The following is a 17,023-nucleotide window of genomic DNA, read 5'->3' as shown; positions in this document are numbered from 1 at the left end:
CTGATGTCGGCGGTGTCACCAAAGCCGATCGAGGTGATGGCGTCGCTGCCGGCGGTAAAGGTCAGACTGGCACGTCGGTGTCCGAGGCGGTGCCTTCGGTGTCGGCATCCTGCAGGGAAACGGACGCATTGCTGCTGGCCGGATCGCTGCCGGTGACCGAAACGCTCGGGCCGGTGCCATCGGTGATGGTGACGCTGTGGCTGTCGGTGGCGGTGTCGCCATCGCTGTCTTCGGTGGCGATGGTGAAGTCGATCGACGGACTACCGGCGCTGTTCTGTACCTGGTTGTCGTTGGCGTCAAAGGTCCAGGTGCCGTCGCGACCGACGGTCAGAGTGCCTTCATCAAGATCGAAGGTCACGGTATCGGTAGCACCGTCGCCCAGCACCTTGTCGATGCCGCCGGCGGTCACGGTCACCGTGGCACCATCGGCACCGGCGTCGGTGGTCCAGGTGCCGTTGGCGCTCTGGCCTTCGACCACAGTCTCGGCGGTATCCGCGATCTCGAGGGTCGGCTGATCGTCGGCCACGCTGACCGAGACACCGCCTCGGTACTGGTGCCGTCGGTATCGGTGCCGACCACGCTGATGCCGGTGATCGACAGGCTATCGGCGTCGACCACGTGGGCCAGACTCTCGGCCAGGGTCGCGGTCACGGTGACGACCTGCTCCTCGCCCGCGGCCACAGGACCAGAAGAGCTCAGGGTCAGAGTCAGGACGGCGTCACCGCCGGCCTCGGTGCGGCCTTCCAGCTCACCGGCGTCGTTGGTGCTCCAGATCAGCTCGCCATCCAGGCCGGTGACGCTGATGTCGGCGGTGTCACCAAAACCGATCGAGGTGATGGCGTCGCTGCCGGCGGTAAAGGTCAGGCTGGCCACGTCGGTATCCGCGCGCCTTCGGTCTCGGCGTCATCCAGCGCCAGGCTGGCCAGGGTCGAGGCCGGGTCGCTGCCGGTGACCGAAACGCTCGGGCCGCTACCGTCGGTAATGGTGACAGTGTGGCTGTCGGTGGCGGTGTCGCCATCGCTGTCTTCGGTGGCGATGGTGAAGTCGATCGACGGGCTACCGGCGCTGTTCTGCACCTGGTTGTCGTTGGCCTCGAAGGTCCAGCTGCCGTCACGACCGACGGTCAGGGTGCCTTCGTCGGTGGTAAAGCTGACCGTTGCATCACTGGCATCACCCAGCGGCTTGGTCTCGCCTGCCACCGTCACACTGACGGTAGCGCCATCGGCACCGGCGTCGGTGGTCCAGGTGCCATTGGCACTCTGGCCTTCGACCACGGTCTCGGCGGTATCCGCGATCTCGAGGGTCGGCTGATCGTCGGCCACGCTGACCGAGACGCTCGTCTCGGTACTGGTGCCGTCGGTATCGGTGCCGACCACGCTGATACCGGTGATCGACAGGCTATCGGCGTCGACCGCGTGGGCCAGACTCTCGGCCAGGGTCGCGGTCACGGTGACGACCTGCTGAGTACCGGCAGTGATCGGGTTGTTCGCGTCAACCGCCGGACTCAGGGTCAGAGTCAGGACGGCGTCACCACCTGCCTCTGTGCGGCCTTCCAGCTCACCGGCGTTGTTGGTACTCCAGATCAGCTCGCCATCCAGGCCGGTGACGCTGATGTCGGCGGTGTCACCAAAACCGATCGAGGTGATGGCGTCGCTGCCGGCGGTAAAGGTCAGGCTGGCTACGTCGGTATCCGACGCAGCCCCTTCGGTCTCGGCGTCATCCAGCGCCAGGCTGGCCTGGGTCGAGGCCGGGTCGCTGCCGGTGACCGAAACGCTCGGGCCGCTACCGTCGGTAATGGTGACGGTGTGGCTGTCGGTGGCGGTGTCGCCATCGCTGTCTTCGGTGGCGATGGTGAAGTCGATCGACGGGCTGTTGCCCTGGTCAAGGTTGTCCTTGGCCTCGAAGGTCCAGCTGCCATCGCCAGTGACGGTCAGGGTGCCTTCATCAAGATCGAAGGTCACGGTATCGGTAGCACCGTCGCCCAGCACCTTGTCGATGCCGCCGGCGGTCACGGTCACCGTGGCACCATCGGCACCGGCGTCGGTGGTCCAGGTGCCGTTGGCGCTCTGGCCTTCGACCACAGTCTCGGCGGTATCCGCGATCTCGAGGGTCGGCTGATCGTCGGCCACGCTGACCGAGACACCCGCCTCGGTACTGGTGCCGTCGGTATCGGTGCCGACCACGCTGATGCCGGTGATCGACAGGCTATCGGCGTCGACCGCGTGGGCCAGACTCTCGGCCAGGGTCGCGGTCACGGTGACGACCTGCTCCTCGCCCGCGGCCACAGGACCAGAAGAGCTCAGGGTCAGAGTCAGGACGGCGTCACCGCCGGCCTCGGTGCGGCCTTCCAGCTCACCGGCGTCGTTGGTGCTCCAGATCAGCTCGCCATCCAGGCCGGTGACGCTGATGTCGGCGGTGTCACCAAAGCCGATCGAGGTGATGGCGTCGCTGCCGGCGGTAAAGGTCAGACTGGCAACGTCGGTGTCCGAGGCGGTGCCTTCGGTGTCGGCATCCTGCAGGGAAACGGACGCATTGCTGCTGGCCGGATCGCTGCCGGTGACCGAAACGCTCGGGCCGGTGCCATCGGTGATGGTGACGCTGTGGCTGTCGGTGGCGGTGTCGCCATCGCTGTCTTCGGTGGCGATGGTGAAGTCGATCGACGGACTACCGGCGCTGTTCTGTACCTGGTTGTCGTTGGCCTCGAAGGTCCAGGTGCCGTCGCGACCGACGGTCAGAGTGCCTTCGTCGGTGGTGAAGCTGACCGTTGCATCACTGGCATCACCCAGCGGCTTGGTCTCGCCTGCCACCGTCACACTGACGGTCGCCCCATCGGCACCGGCGTCGGTGGTCCAGGTGCCGTTGGCGCTCTGGCCTTCGACCACAGTCTCGGCGGTATCCGCGATCTCGAGGGTCGGCTGATCGTCGGCCACGCTGACCGAGACGCTCGCCTCGGTACTGGTGCCGTCGGTGTCGGTGCCGACCACGCTGATGCCGGTGATCGACAGGCTATCGGCGTCGACCGCGTGGGCCAGGCTCTCGGCCAGGGTCGCCGTCACGGTGACAACCTGCTCCTCGCCCGCGGCCACAGGACCAGAAGAGCTCAGGGTCAAGGTCAGGACAGCGTCGCCGCCGGCCTCGGTGCGGCCTTCCAGTGCACCGGCGTTGTTGGTGCTCCAGATCAGTTCGCCATCCAGGCCGGTGACGCTGATGTCGGCGGTGTCACCAAAGCCGATCGAGGTGATGGCGTCGCTGCCGGCGGTAAAGGTCAGACTGGCAACGTCGGTGTCCGAGGCGGTGCCTTCGGTGTCGGCATCCTGCAGGGAAACGGACGCATTGCTGCTGGCCGGATCGCTGCCGGTGACCGAAACGCTCGGGCCGGTGCCATCGGTGATGGTGACGCTGTGGCTGTCGGTGGCGGTGTCGCCATCGCTGTCTTCGGTGGCGATGGTGAAGTCGATCGACGGACTACCGGCGCTGTTCTGTACCTGGTTGTCGTTGGCGTCAAAGGTCCAGGTGCCGTCGCGACCGACGGTCAGAGTGCCTTCATCAAGATCGAAGGTCACGGTATCGGTAGCACCGTCGCCCAGCACCTTGTCGATGCCGCCGGCGGTCACGGTCACCGTGGCACCATCGGCACCGGCGTCGGTGGTCCAGGTGCCGTTGGCGCTCTGGCCTTCGACCACAGTCTCGGCGGTATCCGCGATCTCGAGGGTCGGCTGATCGTCGGCCACGCTGACCGAGACACCCGCCTCGGTACTGGTGCCGTCGGTATCGGTGCCGACCACGCTGATGCCGGTGATCGACAGGCTATCGGCGTCGACCACGTGGGCCAGACTCTCGGCCAGGGTCGCGGTCACGGTGACAACCTGCTCCTCGCCCGCGGCCACAGGACCAGAAGAGCTCAGGGTCAAGGTCAGGACGGCGTCACCGCCGGCCTCGGTGCGGCCTTCCAGCTCACCGGCGTCGTTGGTGCTCCAGATCAGCTCGCCATCCAGGCCGGTGACGCTGATGTCGGCGGTGTCACCAAAAGCGATCGAGGTGATGGCGTCGCTGCCGGCGGTAAAGGTCAGGCTGGCCACGTCGCTGTCGGTCGCCGCGCCTTCGGTCTCGGCGTCATCCAGTGCCAGGCTGGCCAGGGTCGAGGCCGGGTCGCTGCCGGTGACGCTGACACTCGGGCCGCTACCGTCGGTGATGGTGACGGTGTGGCTGTCGGTGGCGGTGTCGCCATCACTGTCTTCGGTGGCGATGGTGAAGTCGATCGACGGGCTGTTGCCCTGGTCAAGGTTGTCCTTGGCCTCGAAGGTCCAGCTGCCATCGCCAGTGACGGTCAGGGTGCCTTCATCAAGATCGAAGGTCACGGTATCGGTAGCACCGTCGCCCAGCACCTTGTCGATGCCGCCGGCGGTCACGGTCACCGTGGCACCATCGGCACCGGCGTCGGTGGTCCAGGTGCCGTTGGCGCTCTGGCCTTCGACCACAGTCTCGGCGGTATCCGCGATCTCGAGGGTCGGCTGATCGTCGGCCACGCTGACCGAGACACCCGCCTCGGTACTGGTGCCGTCGGTGTCGGTGCCGACCACGCTGATGCCGGTGATCGACAGGCTATCGGCGTCGACCGCGTGGGCCAGACTCTCGGCCAGGGTCGCCGTCACGGTGACGACCTGCTCCTCGCCCGCGGCCACAGGACCAGAAGAGCTCAGGGTCAGAGTCAGGACGGCGTCACCGCCGGCCTCGGTGCGGCCTTCCAGCTCACCGGCGTCGTTGGTGCTCCAGATCAGCTCGCCATCCAGGCCGGTGACGCTGATGTCGGCGGTGTCACCAAAAGCGATCGAGGTGATGGCGTCGCTGCCGGCGGTAAAGGTCAGGCTGGCTACGTCGGTATCCGACGCAGCCCCTTCGGTCTCGGCGTCATCCAGCGCCAGGCTGGCCTGGGTCGAGGCCGGGTCGCTGCCGGTGACCGAAACGCTCGGGCCGCTACCGTCGGTAATGGTGACAGTGTGGCTGTCGGTGGCGGTGTCGCCATCGCTGTCTTCGGTGGCGATGGTGAAGTCGATCGACGGGCTGTTGCCCTGGTCAAGGTTGTCCTTGGCCTCGAAGGTCCAGCTGCCATCGCCAGTGACGGTCAGGGTGCCTTCATCAAGATCGAAGGTCACGGTATCGGTAGCACCGTCGCCCAGCACCTTGTCGATGCCGCCGGCGGTCACGGTCACCGTGGCACCATCGGCACCGGCGTCGGTGGTCCAGGTGCCGTTGGCGCTCTGGCCTTCGACCACAGTCTCGGCGGTATCCGCGATCTCGAGGGTCGGCTGATCGTCGGCCACGCTGACCGAGACACCCGCCTCGGTACTGGTGCCGTCGGTATCGGTGCCGACCACGCTGATGCCGGTGATCGACAGGCTATCGGCGTCGACCGCGTGGGCCAGGCTCTCGGCCAGGGTCGCCGTCACGGTGACAACCTGCTCCTCGCCCGCGGCCACAGGACCAGAAGAGCTCAGGGTCAAGGTCAGGACAGCGTCGCCGCCGGCCTCGGTGCGGCCTTCCAGTGCACCGGCGTTGTTGGTGCTCCAGATCAGTTCGCCATCCAGGCCGGTGACGCTGATGTCGGCGGTGTCACCAAAGCCGATCGAGGTGATGGCGTCGCTGCCGGCGGTAAAGGTCAGACTGGCAACGTCGGTGTCCGAGGCGGTGCCTTCGGTGTCGGCATCCTGCAGGGAAACGGACGCATTGCTGCTGGCCGGATCGCTGCCGGTGACCGAAACGCTCGGGCCGGTGCCATCGGTGATGGTGACGCTGTGGCTGTCGGTGGCGGTGTCGCCATCGCTGTCTTCGGTGGCGATGGTGAAGTCGATCGACGGACTACCGGCGCTGTTCTGTACCTGGTTGTCGTTGGCGTCAAAGGTCCAGGTGCCGTCGCGACCGACGGTCAGAGTGCCTTCATCAAGATCGAAGGTCACGGTATCGGTAGCACCGTCGCCCAGCACCTTGTCGATGCCGCCGGCGGTCACGGTCACCGTGGCACCATCGGCACCGGCGTCGGTGGTCCAGGTGCCGTTGGCGCTCTGGCCTTCGACCACAGTCTCGGCGGTATCCGCGATCTCGAGGGTCGGCTGATCGTCGGCCACGCTGACCGAGACACCCGCCTCGGTACTGGTGCCGTCGGTATCGGTGCCGACCACGCTGATGCCGGTGATCGACAGGCTATCGGCGTCGACCGCGTGGGCCAGACTCTCGGCCAGGGTCGCGGTCACGGTGACGACCTGCTCCTCGCCCGCGGCCACAGGACCAGAAGAGCTCAGGGTCAGAGTCAGGACGGCGTCACCGCCGGCCTCGGTGCGGCCTTCCAGCTCACCGGCGTCGTTGGTGCTCCAGATCAGCTCGCCATCCAGGCCGGTGACGCTGATGTCGGCGGTGTCGCCAAAGGCGATCGAGGTGATGGCGTCGCTGCCGGCGGTAAAGGTCAGGCTGGCCACGTCGCTGTCGGTCGCCGCGCCTTCGGTCTCGGCGTCATCCAGTGCCAGGCTGGCCAGGGTCGAGGCCGGGTCGCTGCCGGTGACGCTGACACTCGGGCCGGTGCCGTCGGTGATGGTGACGGTGTGGCTGTCGGTGGCGGTGTCGCCATCACTGTCTTCGGTGGCGATGGTGAAGTCGATCGACGGACTACCGGCGCTGTTCTGTACCTGGTTGTCGTTGGCGTCAAAGGTCCAGGTACCGTCGCGACCGACGGTCAGGGTGCCTTCATCAAGATCGAAGGTCACGGTATCGGTAGCACCGTCGCCCAGCACCTTGTCGATGCCGCCGGCGGTCACGGTCACCGTGGCACCATCGGCACCGGCGTCGGTGGTCCAGGTGCCGTTGGCGCTCTGGCCTTCGACCACGGTCTCGGCGGTATCGGCGATCTCGAGGGTCGGCTGATCGTCGGCCACGCTGACCGAGACGCTCGCCTCGGTACTGGTGCCGTCGGTGTCGGTGCCGACCACGCTGATGCCGGTGATCGACAGGCTATCGGCGTCGACCGCGTGGGCCAGGCTCTCGGCCAGGGTCGCGGTCACGGTGACCACCTGCTGAGTCCCAGCAGCGATCGGATTATCCACGTCAACCGCCGGACTCAGCGTCAGCGTGATCACGGCATTGCCGTCACCCTCCACACGCCCTTCCAGCTCACCGGCGTCGTTTGCGCTCCAGACCAAGGACTCACCAGCCGCCAGGCCCTGGACGCTGATGCCCGTGACGCTGTCATCGGCACCGATATTGCCAAAGCCGATCGAGGTGATGGCGTCGCTGCCGGCGGTAAAGGTCAGGCTCGCCACGTCGGTATCCGAGACGGCGCCTTCGGTCTCGGCGTCATCCAGTACCAGGCTGGCCTGAGTCGAGGCCGGATCACTGTCGGTGACCGAAACGCTCGGGCCGCTGCCGTCGGTAATGGTGACGGTGTGGCTATCGGTGGCGGTATCGCCATCGCTGTCTTCGGTGGTGATGGTGAAGTCGATCGACGGACTGTTGGCCTGGTCGAGGTTGTCCTTGGCCTCGAAGGTCCAGTTGCCGTCACCAGTGACGGTCAGGGTGCCTTCGGCGAGCTTGAAGCTGACACTCTCGCCATCGCCCAGCGGTTTGGTTTCGCCTGCCGCTGTCACGCTGACGGTGGCCCCATCGGCACCGGCGTCGGTGGTCCAGGTGCCCTCGACTTCCTGGCCTTCGACCACGCTGGCAGGCGCTTCGACAAACTCGATGGTCGGGCCGTCATCGGCGATCGCAATGCTGAGACTACCGTTGGCCGCACTGTCGTTGTCGTCGGTGACCACCAGGGCCACCGTCTCGGTGAAGCCAGCATCCGTGGCGTCAGCCTGGCTGTCATTGTCGACGCGGGTGTCCAGCGTGTAGCTGTAGCTCACGCTGCCGCCGGCGGCCGGGTTGGCACTATCCGACGGTGTAAAGCCGGTCAGGCTAAGGCTGCCGTATTCGGTATCGACCACCACCGGGCTATCGGCGGTCAGGCCTTGCAGCTGGGCCAGGGTCAGCGACTGGTTGCCCACCTGCACGCTGGCCACGCCATCGGCGCTGGTAAAGGTGAAACTGCCAGGCTGGGTCAGTGCGCTGCTGTCGGCATCGCTGCCACCAGCAAGATTCGCTTCGCTGACTGCTACGTCGCTGCCCTCGCTCGCCAGCCCCGAGAGGCTGACGCCGTCGTCGGTACCGGTCACGGTGATGGTCAGCGTCGACGGTGAGGTGTCCCCGTCGGCGTCGGTCAGGGTGTAGGCAAAGGTCTCAGTCAGGGTCTCCTTGCCGCTAAGCGCCTGCACCCGCGGATCGTCGTTATCGAGCTGGTAGGTGTAGCTGCCGTCGCTGTTGAGCGTCAGCGTGCCGTACTCACCGGCGCCCGTCGGCGCGTCCAGCGCTACGCTGGCCGGATCGGCCTCGGTGGAATCGGCGCCGGTGGTGTCGTTGGACAGCACATTGCCGGAAACAGAAGCGGTCTCCTCGGCAATGGTGTCGCTGTCGTTACTCGCCGACGGGCTATCATCAGCGATCGCGATGCTGAGGCTGCCGTTGGCCGCACTGCCGTCATCGTCGGTGACCACCAGGGCCACCGTTTCGGTGAAGCCAGCATCCGTGGCGTCAGCCTGGCTGTCGTTGTCGACGCGGGTGTCCAGCGTGTAGCTGTAGCTCACGGTGCCGCCGGCGGCCGGGTTGGCACTATCCGACGGTGTAAAGCCGGTCAGGCTAAGGCTGCCGTATTCGGTATCGACCACCACCGGGCTATCGGCGGACAGACCCTGCAGCTGGGCCAGGGTCAACGACTGGTTGCCCACCTGTACGCTGGCCACGCCATCAACGCTGGCGAACGTAAAGTTGCCAGGCTGGGTCAGAGCCGCAGCATCCGCCGCGGAGCCCTCTTCCAGATTCGCTTCGCTGACAGAAACGTCGCTGCCTTCGCTCGCCAGGCCAGAGAGGCTGACGCCGTCGTCAGTGCCGGTCACGGTGATGGTCAGCGTCGCCGGTGAGGTGTCCCCATCGGCGTCAGTCAGGGTGTAGGCAAAGGTCTCGGTGAGGGTTTCCTTGCCGCTGAGTGCCTGCACTCGCGGATCGTCGTTGTCGAGCTGGTAGGTGTAGCTGCCGTCGCTGTTGAGCGTCAGGGTGCCGTACTGGCCGGCGCCCGTCGGGGCGTCCAGTGCAACGCTGGCCGGATCGGCATCAGTGGTGTCGGCGCCGGTGGTGTCGTTGGACAGCACATTGCCGGTGACCGTGGCGGTCTCTTCGGTAATGGTGTCGCTGTCATTACTCGCGGACGGACTGTCGTCGGCAATGGCGATGCTGAGGCTGCCGTTGGCCGCACTGCCGTCATCGTCGGTGACCACCAGGCCCACCGTTTCGGTGAAGCCGGCATCCGTGGCGTCAGCCTGGCTGTCGTTGTCGACGCGGGTGTCCAGGCTGTAGCTGTAGCTCACGGTGCCGCCGGCGGCCGGGTTGGCACTATCTGCCGGTGTAAAGCCGGTCAGGCTAAGGCTGCCGTATTCGGTATCGACCACCACCGGGCTATCGGCGGTCAGACCCTGCAGCTGGGCCAGGGTCAACGACTGGTTGCCCACCTGTACGCTGGCCACGCCATCAACGCTGGCGAACGTAAAGTTGCCAGGCTGGGTCAGAGCCACAGCATCCGCCGCGGAGCCCTCTTCCAGATTCGCTTCGCTGACAGAAACGTCGCTGCCTTCGCTCGCCAGGCCAGAGAGGCTGACGCCGTCGTCAGTGCCGGTCACGGTGATGGTCAGCGTCGCCGGTGAGGTGTCCCCATCGGCGTCAGTCAGGGTGTAGGCAAAGGTCTCGGTGAGGGTTTCCTTGCCGCTGAGTGCCTGCACTCGCGGATCGTCGTTGTCGAGCTGGTAGGTGTAGCTGCCGTCGCTGTTGAGCGTCAGCGTGCCGTAATGGCCGGCGCCTGTCGGCGCGTCCAGCGCCACGCTGGCCGAATCGGCATCGGTGGTGTCGGCGCCGGTGGTGTCGTTGCCCAGCACATTGCCGGAAACGGAAGCGGTCTCCTCGGCAATGGTGTCGCTGTCGTTACTCGCTGACGGGCTATCGTCGGCGATGGCGATGCTGAGGCTGCCGTTGGCCGCACTGCCGTCATCGTCGGTGACCACCAGGGCCACCGTCTCGGTGAAGCCGGCATCCGTGGCGTCAGCCTGGCTGTCATTGTCGACGCGGGTGTCCAGGGTGTAGCTGTAGCTCACGCTGCCGCCGGCGGCCGGGTTGGCACTATCTGCCGGTGTAAAGCCGGTCAGGCTAAGGCTGCCGTATTCGGTATCGACCACCACCGGGCTATCGGCGGACAGCCCCTGCAGCTGGGCCAGGGTCAGCGACTGATTACCCACCTGCACGCTGGCCACGCCATCGGCGCTGGTAAAGCTGAAATTACCGGGCTGGGTGAGTGCCGCAGCATCCGCCGCGGAACCCTCTTCCAGATTCGCTTCGCTGACAGAAACGTCGCTGCCTTCGCTCGCCAGGCCAGAGAGGCTGACGCCGTCGTCGGTGCCGGTCACGGTGATGGTCAGCGTCGCCGGTGAGGTGTCCCCATCGGCGTCGGTCAGGGTGTAGGCAAAGGTCTCAGTGAGTTTCTCTTCGCCGTTGAGTGCCTGCACCCGCGGATCATCGTTGTCGAGCTGGTAGGTGTAACTGCCGTCGCTGTTGAGCGTCAGCGTGCCGTACTCGCCGGCGCCTGTCGGGGCGTCCAGTGCTACGCTGGCCGGATCAGCCTCGGTGGTGTCGGCGCCAATGGTGTCGTTGCCCAGCACATTGCCGGTGATCGACGCGGTCTCCTCGGCAATGGTGTCGCTGTCATCACGTGCCTTCGGCACATCGTCGTTGACGTCGATGGTCAGGCTGGTCTGTGCTGTATCGCCATCGCTGTCGGTAACGACAATGGCGAACAGATCCGCCAGGTCGTCGCTGCCGGTGCCCTGGCTGGTGTGGTCCTGGGTGCTGCCGTCCAGGGTGTAGCTCCAGCTGTACTCCCCGTCAGAGACACTGACGCTCAGGGTGCCGTAGTCGGCTTCCACCGTGCCGCCGCCCGTCACGTTCTGGCCGTTGATCACCAACGAGGCCAGGCTGTCGCCGCCGGTGGTGATCGGCAGACTACCGCCGGTGGACTGGCTGCCGTCGCCCGCCGCGCTACCGCCCGGCAGTCCGGCTTCGCTGACGCTGAACTGACCACCTTCGGCATCGGGGGATTCGTCCGGCACGCTGACGGTGGGCGTGGAGTCCGCCGCCACCGTCACGGTGAACACCGCGTCGCTGGTGTCGCCATCGGCATCGCGAATGGTGTAGTCGATGACCGCATCGCCTTCGAAGCCCGCCGCCGGGGTGAAGGTCACCTCACCGGTGTCGCTGTCGAAGGACACGCGGCCCTGGCTCGAATCACGCAAGGTGGCGTCGGTGACACTGGCACCGTCCACGCCCTGGGTGTCGTTCGCCAGCACGTTGTAGGTGACGGGGGTGTCTTCGCCGGTGTTGGTGGCGTCATCCACGGCCACGGGCACATCGTCGTTGACATCGATGGTCAGACGGGCCGAGGCCTCGTCGCCATCGCTGTCGGTAACGACAATGGCGAACTGATCCGCCAGGTCGTCGCTGCCGGTGCCCTGGCTGGTGTGATCCTGGGTGCTGCCATCCAGGGTGTAGCTCCAGCTGTACTCGCCGTCAGAGACACTGACGCTCAGGGTGCCGTAGTCGCCTTCGACCGTGCCGCCGCCCGTCACGTTCTGGCCGTTGATGACCAACGAGGCCAGGCTGTCGCCGCCTGTGGTGATCGGCAGACTGCCGCCGGTGGTCTGGCTGCCGTCGCCCGCCGCGCTGCCGCCAGGCAGTCCGGCTTCGCTGACGCTGAACTGACCACCTTCGGCATCGGGGGATTCGTCCGGCACGCTGACGGTGGGCGTGGAGTCCGCCGCCACCGTCACGGTGAACACCGCGTCGCTGGTGTCACCATCGGCATCGGTGATGGTGTAGTCGATGACCGCATCGCCCTCGAAACCTGCCGCCGGGGTGAAGGTCACCTCACCGGTGTCGCTGTCGAAGCTCACGCTGCCCTGGCTCGAATCACGCAGGGTGGCGTCGCTGACACTGGCACCGTCCACGCCCTGGGTGTCGCTGGTGCCGTCTGTATTGACCAGGACGTTGTAGGTGACGGGGGTGTCTTCGCCGGTGTTGGTGGCGTCATCCACGGCCACGGGCACATCGTCGTTGACGTCGATGGTCAGACGGGCCGAGGCCTCGTCGCCATCGCTGTCGGTAACGACGATGGCGAACTGATCCGCCAGGTCGTCGCTGCCGGTGCCCTGGCTGGTGTGATCCTGGGTGCTGCCGTCCAGGGTGTAGCTCCAGCTGTACTCGCCGTCAGAGACACTGACGCTCAGGGTGCCGTAGTCGCCTTCGACCGTGCCGCCGCCCGTCACGTTCTGGCCGTTGATGACCAACGAGGCCAGGCTGTCGCCGCCGGTGGTGATCGGCAGACTACCGCCGGTGGACTGGCTGCCGTCGCCTGCCGCGCTACCGCCCGGCAATCCGGCTTCGCTGACGCTGAACTGACCGCCCTCGGACTCGGGGGAATCGTCCGGCACGCTGACGGTGGGCGTGGAGTCCGCCGCCACCGTCACGGTGAACACCGCGTCGCTGGTGTCGCCATCGGCGTCGCGGATGGTGTAGTCGATGACCGCATCGCCCTCGAAGCCTGCCGCCGGGGTGAAGGTCACCTCACCGGTGTCGCTATCGAAGGACACGCTGCCCTGGCTCGGATTGCGCAGGGTGGCGTCGCTGACACTGGCACCGTCCACGCCCTGGGTGTCGCTGGTGCCGTCTGTATTGACCAGGACGTTGTAGGTGACGGGGGTGTCTTCACCAGTGTTGGCGGCGTCATCCACGGCCACAGGCACATCGTCGTTGACGTCGATGGTCAGACTGGTCGAGGCCTCGTCGCCATCGCTGTCGGTAACGACGATGGCGAACTGATCCGCCAGATCGTCGCTGCCGGTGCCCTGGCTGGTGTGATCCTGGGTGCTGCCGTCCAGGGTGTAGCTCCAGCTGTACTCGCCGTCAGAGACACTGACACTCAGGGTGCCGTAGTCGCCTTCGACCGTGCCGCCGCCCGTCACGTTCTGGCCGTTGATCACCAGCGAGGCCAGGCTGTCGCCGCCGGTGGTAATCGGCAGACTGCCGCCGGTGGTCTGGCTGCCGTCGCCTGCCGCGCTACCGCCCGGCAATCCGGCTTCGCTGACGCTGAACTGACCGCCCTCGGACTCGGGGGAATCGTCCGGCACGCTGACGGTGGGCATGGAGTCCGCCGCCACGGTGACGGTGAACACCGCGTCGCTGGTGTCGCCATCGGCGTCGGTGATGGTGTAGTCGATGACCGCGTCGCCCTCGAAGCCCGCCGCCGGGGTGAAGGTCACCTCACCGGTGTCGCTGTCGAAGCTCACACTGCCCTGGCTCGGATCACGCAGGGTGGCGTCGGTGACACTGGCACCATCAGCGCCCTGAACATCGCTGGTGCCGTCGGTATTGACCAGCACGTTGTAGGTGACCGCTGTGTCCTCGCCGGTCGTGGTGGCATCATCCACCGCCTCGGGCGCATCGTCGAGAATCGCGATATCCAGAGTGCCACTGGTGGTACTGCCATCGCTGTCGACAGCACTAATCTCGATGCTGTCGACCACGCCATCGTCGGTTGCGCCATCGACGCTATCATTGTCGACGTTGTCGGTCAGATCGTAGGTGTAGGCAACGCTACCACCGGTGTCATCGCCGCTATAGCTTGTCAGCGTCAGGCTGCCCAAGGGCGTCTCGATGGTCAGCGGATTGCCGGACAGGCCATTGAGCCGATCCAAGCTGATCGGACCACTGCCGCCAACGGTAATGAACGACAGGCCATCGGGAGCGGATACACCAAAACTGCCACTCGCTGATGTCGCGGCGGTGCCTGATGCACTACCGCCAGGAAGTCCTGCCTCACTGACGGTCTGTTCGGCAGAGGAAAAGCCGATATCGGCGCTGCCTGCTGCTCCCGCAGGCCCATCGAGCCCCGTCAGGGTGACGGACTCGTCCTCATCGGCCGCGGTCCCGCCATCCTGCTCCTGAACGTCGTAGGCCTCGCGCTGATAGCCGTACTCGAACGACAGCGGCGACACTTCTTCGACAATACGCAAAAGACGCACGAAATCGTGCCCGCCCTCGACGCCGGCGCCCCCCGCAGCGCCAGCGGCAGGAGCTTCCAACGCCTCGAGCAGATCTCCTTCGCCCTCTTCGAGCAGCGCCAGGACCCTGGCGACCTCGGCGTCTTCTATCACCTCGTCATCGGCCGACCCTTGCTCGTTGATCGCCTCGCTAATCGCCACCTCAACCTCGCCGCCGAGCTGCGCCAGGCGGGTGCCATCGGGTTGCACGAGGTTCACTCGAGCGCCGGTTTCGGTGATCACCACCTCGCCCTCAGTCAGGCGGTCGCCCTCGGCCAGGGGCCTCAGGTTGCCTTCAGCATCTCTGGCCCAGGCTTGGCCGGTAACTTGTACGACGATGGCGATGATCATAGGGGCGCGTCTCTCTTTTTTTGGATGACAGACCTAGGCCTTGTGAACAAAGGGATGACAAACCTAGTCCGGCAGCAACAAAACTGTGCTTATGCGCACATTACATGCATGGGGTATAGGTCAATACTGTACTAGAGGACAATGAACTACCTCTAATCCAATGGCCCAACTTTCCCATGCCTCTTCGCTACCCCTTTGATGCTTCACGTCAGTCCTTGTTGAGCCCTCCTCCAATACAGAGCCGCCTCCCCTGGCATTCCCCTGGCCCGCACCTCGGCGCTGCCCAGGGGCCAGATACGAAAACGGCGCGCCCTTTTGGGGCGCGCCGTTTTCGTGGTCAAGAAACCCTGAGCCATATCATCAGGGTTAGCTAATGCAGATTACCGTCCAGAACATCTCATCCGAGTATGAGGACGGCGTACCAGGACGCGGCTCGAGGTCGCTACGTCAGATCATCGCATCAGGTTATCGCATCAGGTCTGTCAGTCCTGGCGCATCTTCCAGCCCAGGGTTTCACCGGCACGCAACGGCACCAGCGTCTTGCCTTCGCCAAACGGCAGTTCTGCCGGTACCTGCCACTCGACCTTGTCCAGGGTGATCGAGTCGCTGTTGCGCGGAAGGCCATAGAAGTCGGGACCGTGGTGACTGGCGAACCCTTCCAGCCGATCCAGCGCGCCGGCCTGTTCAAAGGCGGTGGCGTACAGCTCGATGGCCGTCAGCGCGGTATAGGCGCCGGCACAGCCACAGTCACTTTCCTTGTCGTGACGGGCATGGGGCGCGCTGTCGGTGCCGAGGAAGAAGCTCTTGTCGCCGGAGGTCGCCGCCTCGATCAGCGCCTCCCGATGACGCTCGCGCTTGAGGATCGGCAGGCAGTAGTAATGCGGTCGAATCCCGCCTACCAGCATATGGTTGCGGTTGTAGAGCAGGTGATGAGCGGTGATGGTCGCGCCGATATTCGACGGTGACTCGGCCACGAAGCGCGCCGCGTCGGCGGTGGTAATATGCTCAAACACCACCTTGAGGTCAGGATGACGGGACAGCAGCGGCTTCATGACCCGCTCGATGAACACCGCCTCGCGATCGAAGATGTCGATCTCGTGATCGGTCACCTCGCCATGCACCAGCAACGGCATCCCCAGCCGTGCCATGGTGGCTACCGCTTCCTCGCAGTGACGCAGATCGGTCACGCCTGAGTCGGAATTGGTGGTGGCCCCGGCCGGATACAGCTTGACCGCCTGCACCTTGCCGCTGCCCCAGGCCGTCTCGATGTCTTCCGAAGTGGTGCGATCGGTAAGATAGAGGGTCATCAGCGGTTCGAACTGGCTTTCCGCAGGCAAGGCAGCCAGGATGCGTTGGCGGTAGTCCAGTGCCTGGTCCAGATTGGTCACCGGCGGCTTTAGGTTCGGCATGATGATCGCACGGCCCATCTGGCGGGCGGTATCGGCCACCACGGAGGCCAGAGCGACGCCATCGCGCAGGTGAAGGTGCCAGTCGTCGGGCCGGGTCAAGGTAATCGCAGTCACTTGTTATCCTGTCGTCGAGTGATCCATGGTCGGGCGCAGTATACCGTAAAGGGCAACGTTTCATGGCCCAAACGGGGTGAGATTTCGCGTATCATTCGAGGGAAATGCGCCCGGATCTGATCCGCACCGTCGAGGAGTCGCGGCACGTTACCATCGATGTCCTGGGCGATACGTCGTCAAGGGCGCCGTCAACGAGCCGACGAGTACCAGGGCCTCTGGCCGCGCGCAGACTTATTACAGAAACATCCTAGCGAGAGTTACATGCCCAAGGTTCGTCACTACGCCGACCTCGTCGCCACCCTGGCAGGCCTGATGTGGCTGATGCTTTACTGGTCGATCAGCGTGTCGCTGCATATCGGCAGCGCCGAGCCGGCCCTGGCCGCCCTGCTGCTGCTCAGCAGCATGATCCTGGTGAGCTTCGTTCACCGCCCGGTGCGGGTGATGCTGGGCCGCTACCACGTCCGCAAGCGGCGCACGGAGATGTGGATGCACATCCTGGCCCTGCCGCTGAACCTGGCATTTCTGCTGGCCATCGGCATCGACCATCTGATTACACCGATGAGCGGCGCCCAGAAGATGCTGCTGTTCAATGTACTGGCGACGGCCAGCTGGCTGGTGTTCCTGGTGACGCTGCTGATCAAGCTGCTGGCACGCGCCCTGGCCGATCGCCGCGGGTCATCCGGCGCCGAGCCTGCTCTTTCGACCGATAGCTCGACCAATAGCGCGAGCGATACCTTGAACGATACCTCGAACGACGGTAACTCAGCCTCCGACCTTCACCGTCGTGACGCCGACGAGGCCTGATAAAGGCCTCAGATCATGAGGGGGCCGATGTCTGGTCACCGACTGGCCCCAACCTGACCTGCCCCGCCGCCGCCGCCGCCGCCGACAACAGCGCTTGCACGCAGCTTGCGCGCCGCTTCACCACCTCTTTCG

At 65.5% G+C, this 17,023-nt stretch carries 5 protein-coding genes; 1 reads left to right on the top strand and 4 read right to left on the bottom strand.

The features are described 5' to 3' along the window. Positions 1 to 61 precede the first annotated feature (61 nt). The 4 genes from NKF27_RS08945 to pyrC form a co-directional block, all read right to left on the bottom strand. Entirely contained in the window at positions 62 to 526 is a 465-nt protein-coding gene (locus NKF27_RS08945) for a hypothetical protein (protein ID WP_253556144.1), read from the bottom strand. Continuing rightward, positions 412 to 873, bottom strand: a complete 462-nt coding sequence (locus tag NKF27_RS08940; protein ID WP_253556143.1) for a hypothetical protein — start codon at positions 871 to 873, stop codon at positions 412 to 414. The genes NKF27_RS08945 and NKF27_RS08940 overlap by 115 nt, the downstream gene beginning before the upstream one ends. Further along, positions 861 to 14,564, bottom strand: coding sequence for a VCBS domain-containing protein (locus NKF27_RS08935; protein ID WP_253556142.1), 13,704 nt, complete (start codon positions 14,562 to 14,564; stop codon positions 861 to 863). The genes NKF27_RS08940 and NKF27_RS08935 overlap by 13 nt, the downstream gene beginning before the upstream one ends. A gap of 482 nt (positions 14,565 to 15,046) precedes the next feature. Further along, positions 15,047 to 16,087: a dihydroorotase gene (gene pyrC, locus NKF27_RS08930; RefSeq protein WP_045993004.1), complete on the bottom strand. Its 1,041-nt coding sequence runs from the start codon at positions 16,085 to 16,087 to the stop codon at positions 15,047 to 15,049. A 261-nt stretch (positions 16,088 to 16,348) separates the two neighbouring features. On the opposite strand from pyrC, the gene NKF27_RS08925 reads away from it, so the two are divergent. Then, positions 16,349 to 16,891, top strand: a complete 543-nt coding sequence (locus NKF27_RS08925) for a hypothetical protein (RefSeq protein WP_367399260.1) — start codon at positions 16,349 to 16,351, stop codon at positions 16,889 to 16,891. The last annotated feature ends 132 nt before the right edge of the window (positions 16,892 to 17,023 follow it).

This window comes from Halomonas sp. DN3 (genome assembly GCF_024137905.1).
In the GTDB taxonomy this organism is placed as follows: Bacteria; Pseudomonadota; Gammaproteobacteria; order Pseudomonadales; family Halomonadaceae; genus Halomonas; species Halomonas litopenaei.
The sequence above is the reverse complement of the archived record's forward strand: the minus strand, read 5'-3'. Positions and strand labels throughout refer to the sequence as shown.

Coding starts and splice junctions, on each gene's coding strand:
- NKF27_RS08935 (WP_253556142.1), bottom strand. CDS start 14,564: ATGATCATCGCCATCGTCGTACAAGTTACCGGCCAAGCCTGGGCCAGA.
- NKF27_RS08925 (WP_367399260.1), top strand. CDS start 16,349: ATGCCCAAGGTTCGTCACTACGCCGACCTCGTCGCCACCCTGGCAGGC.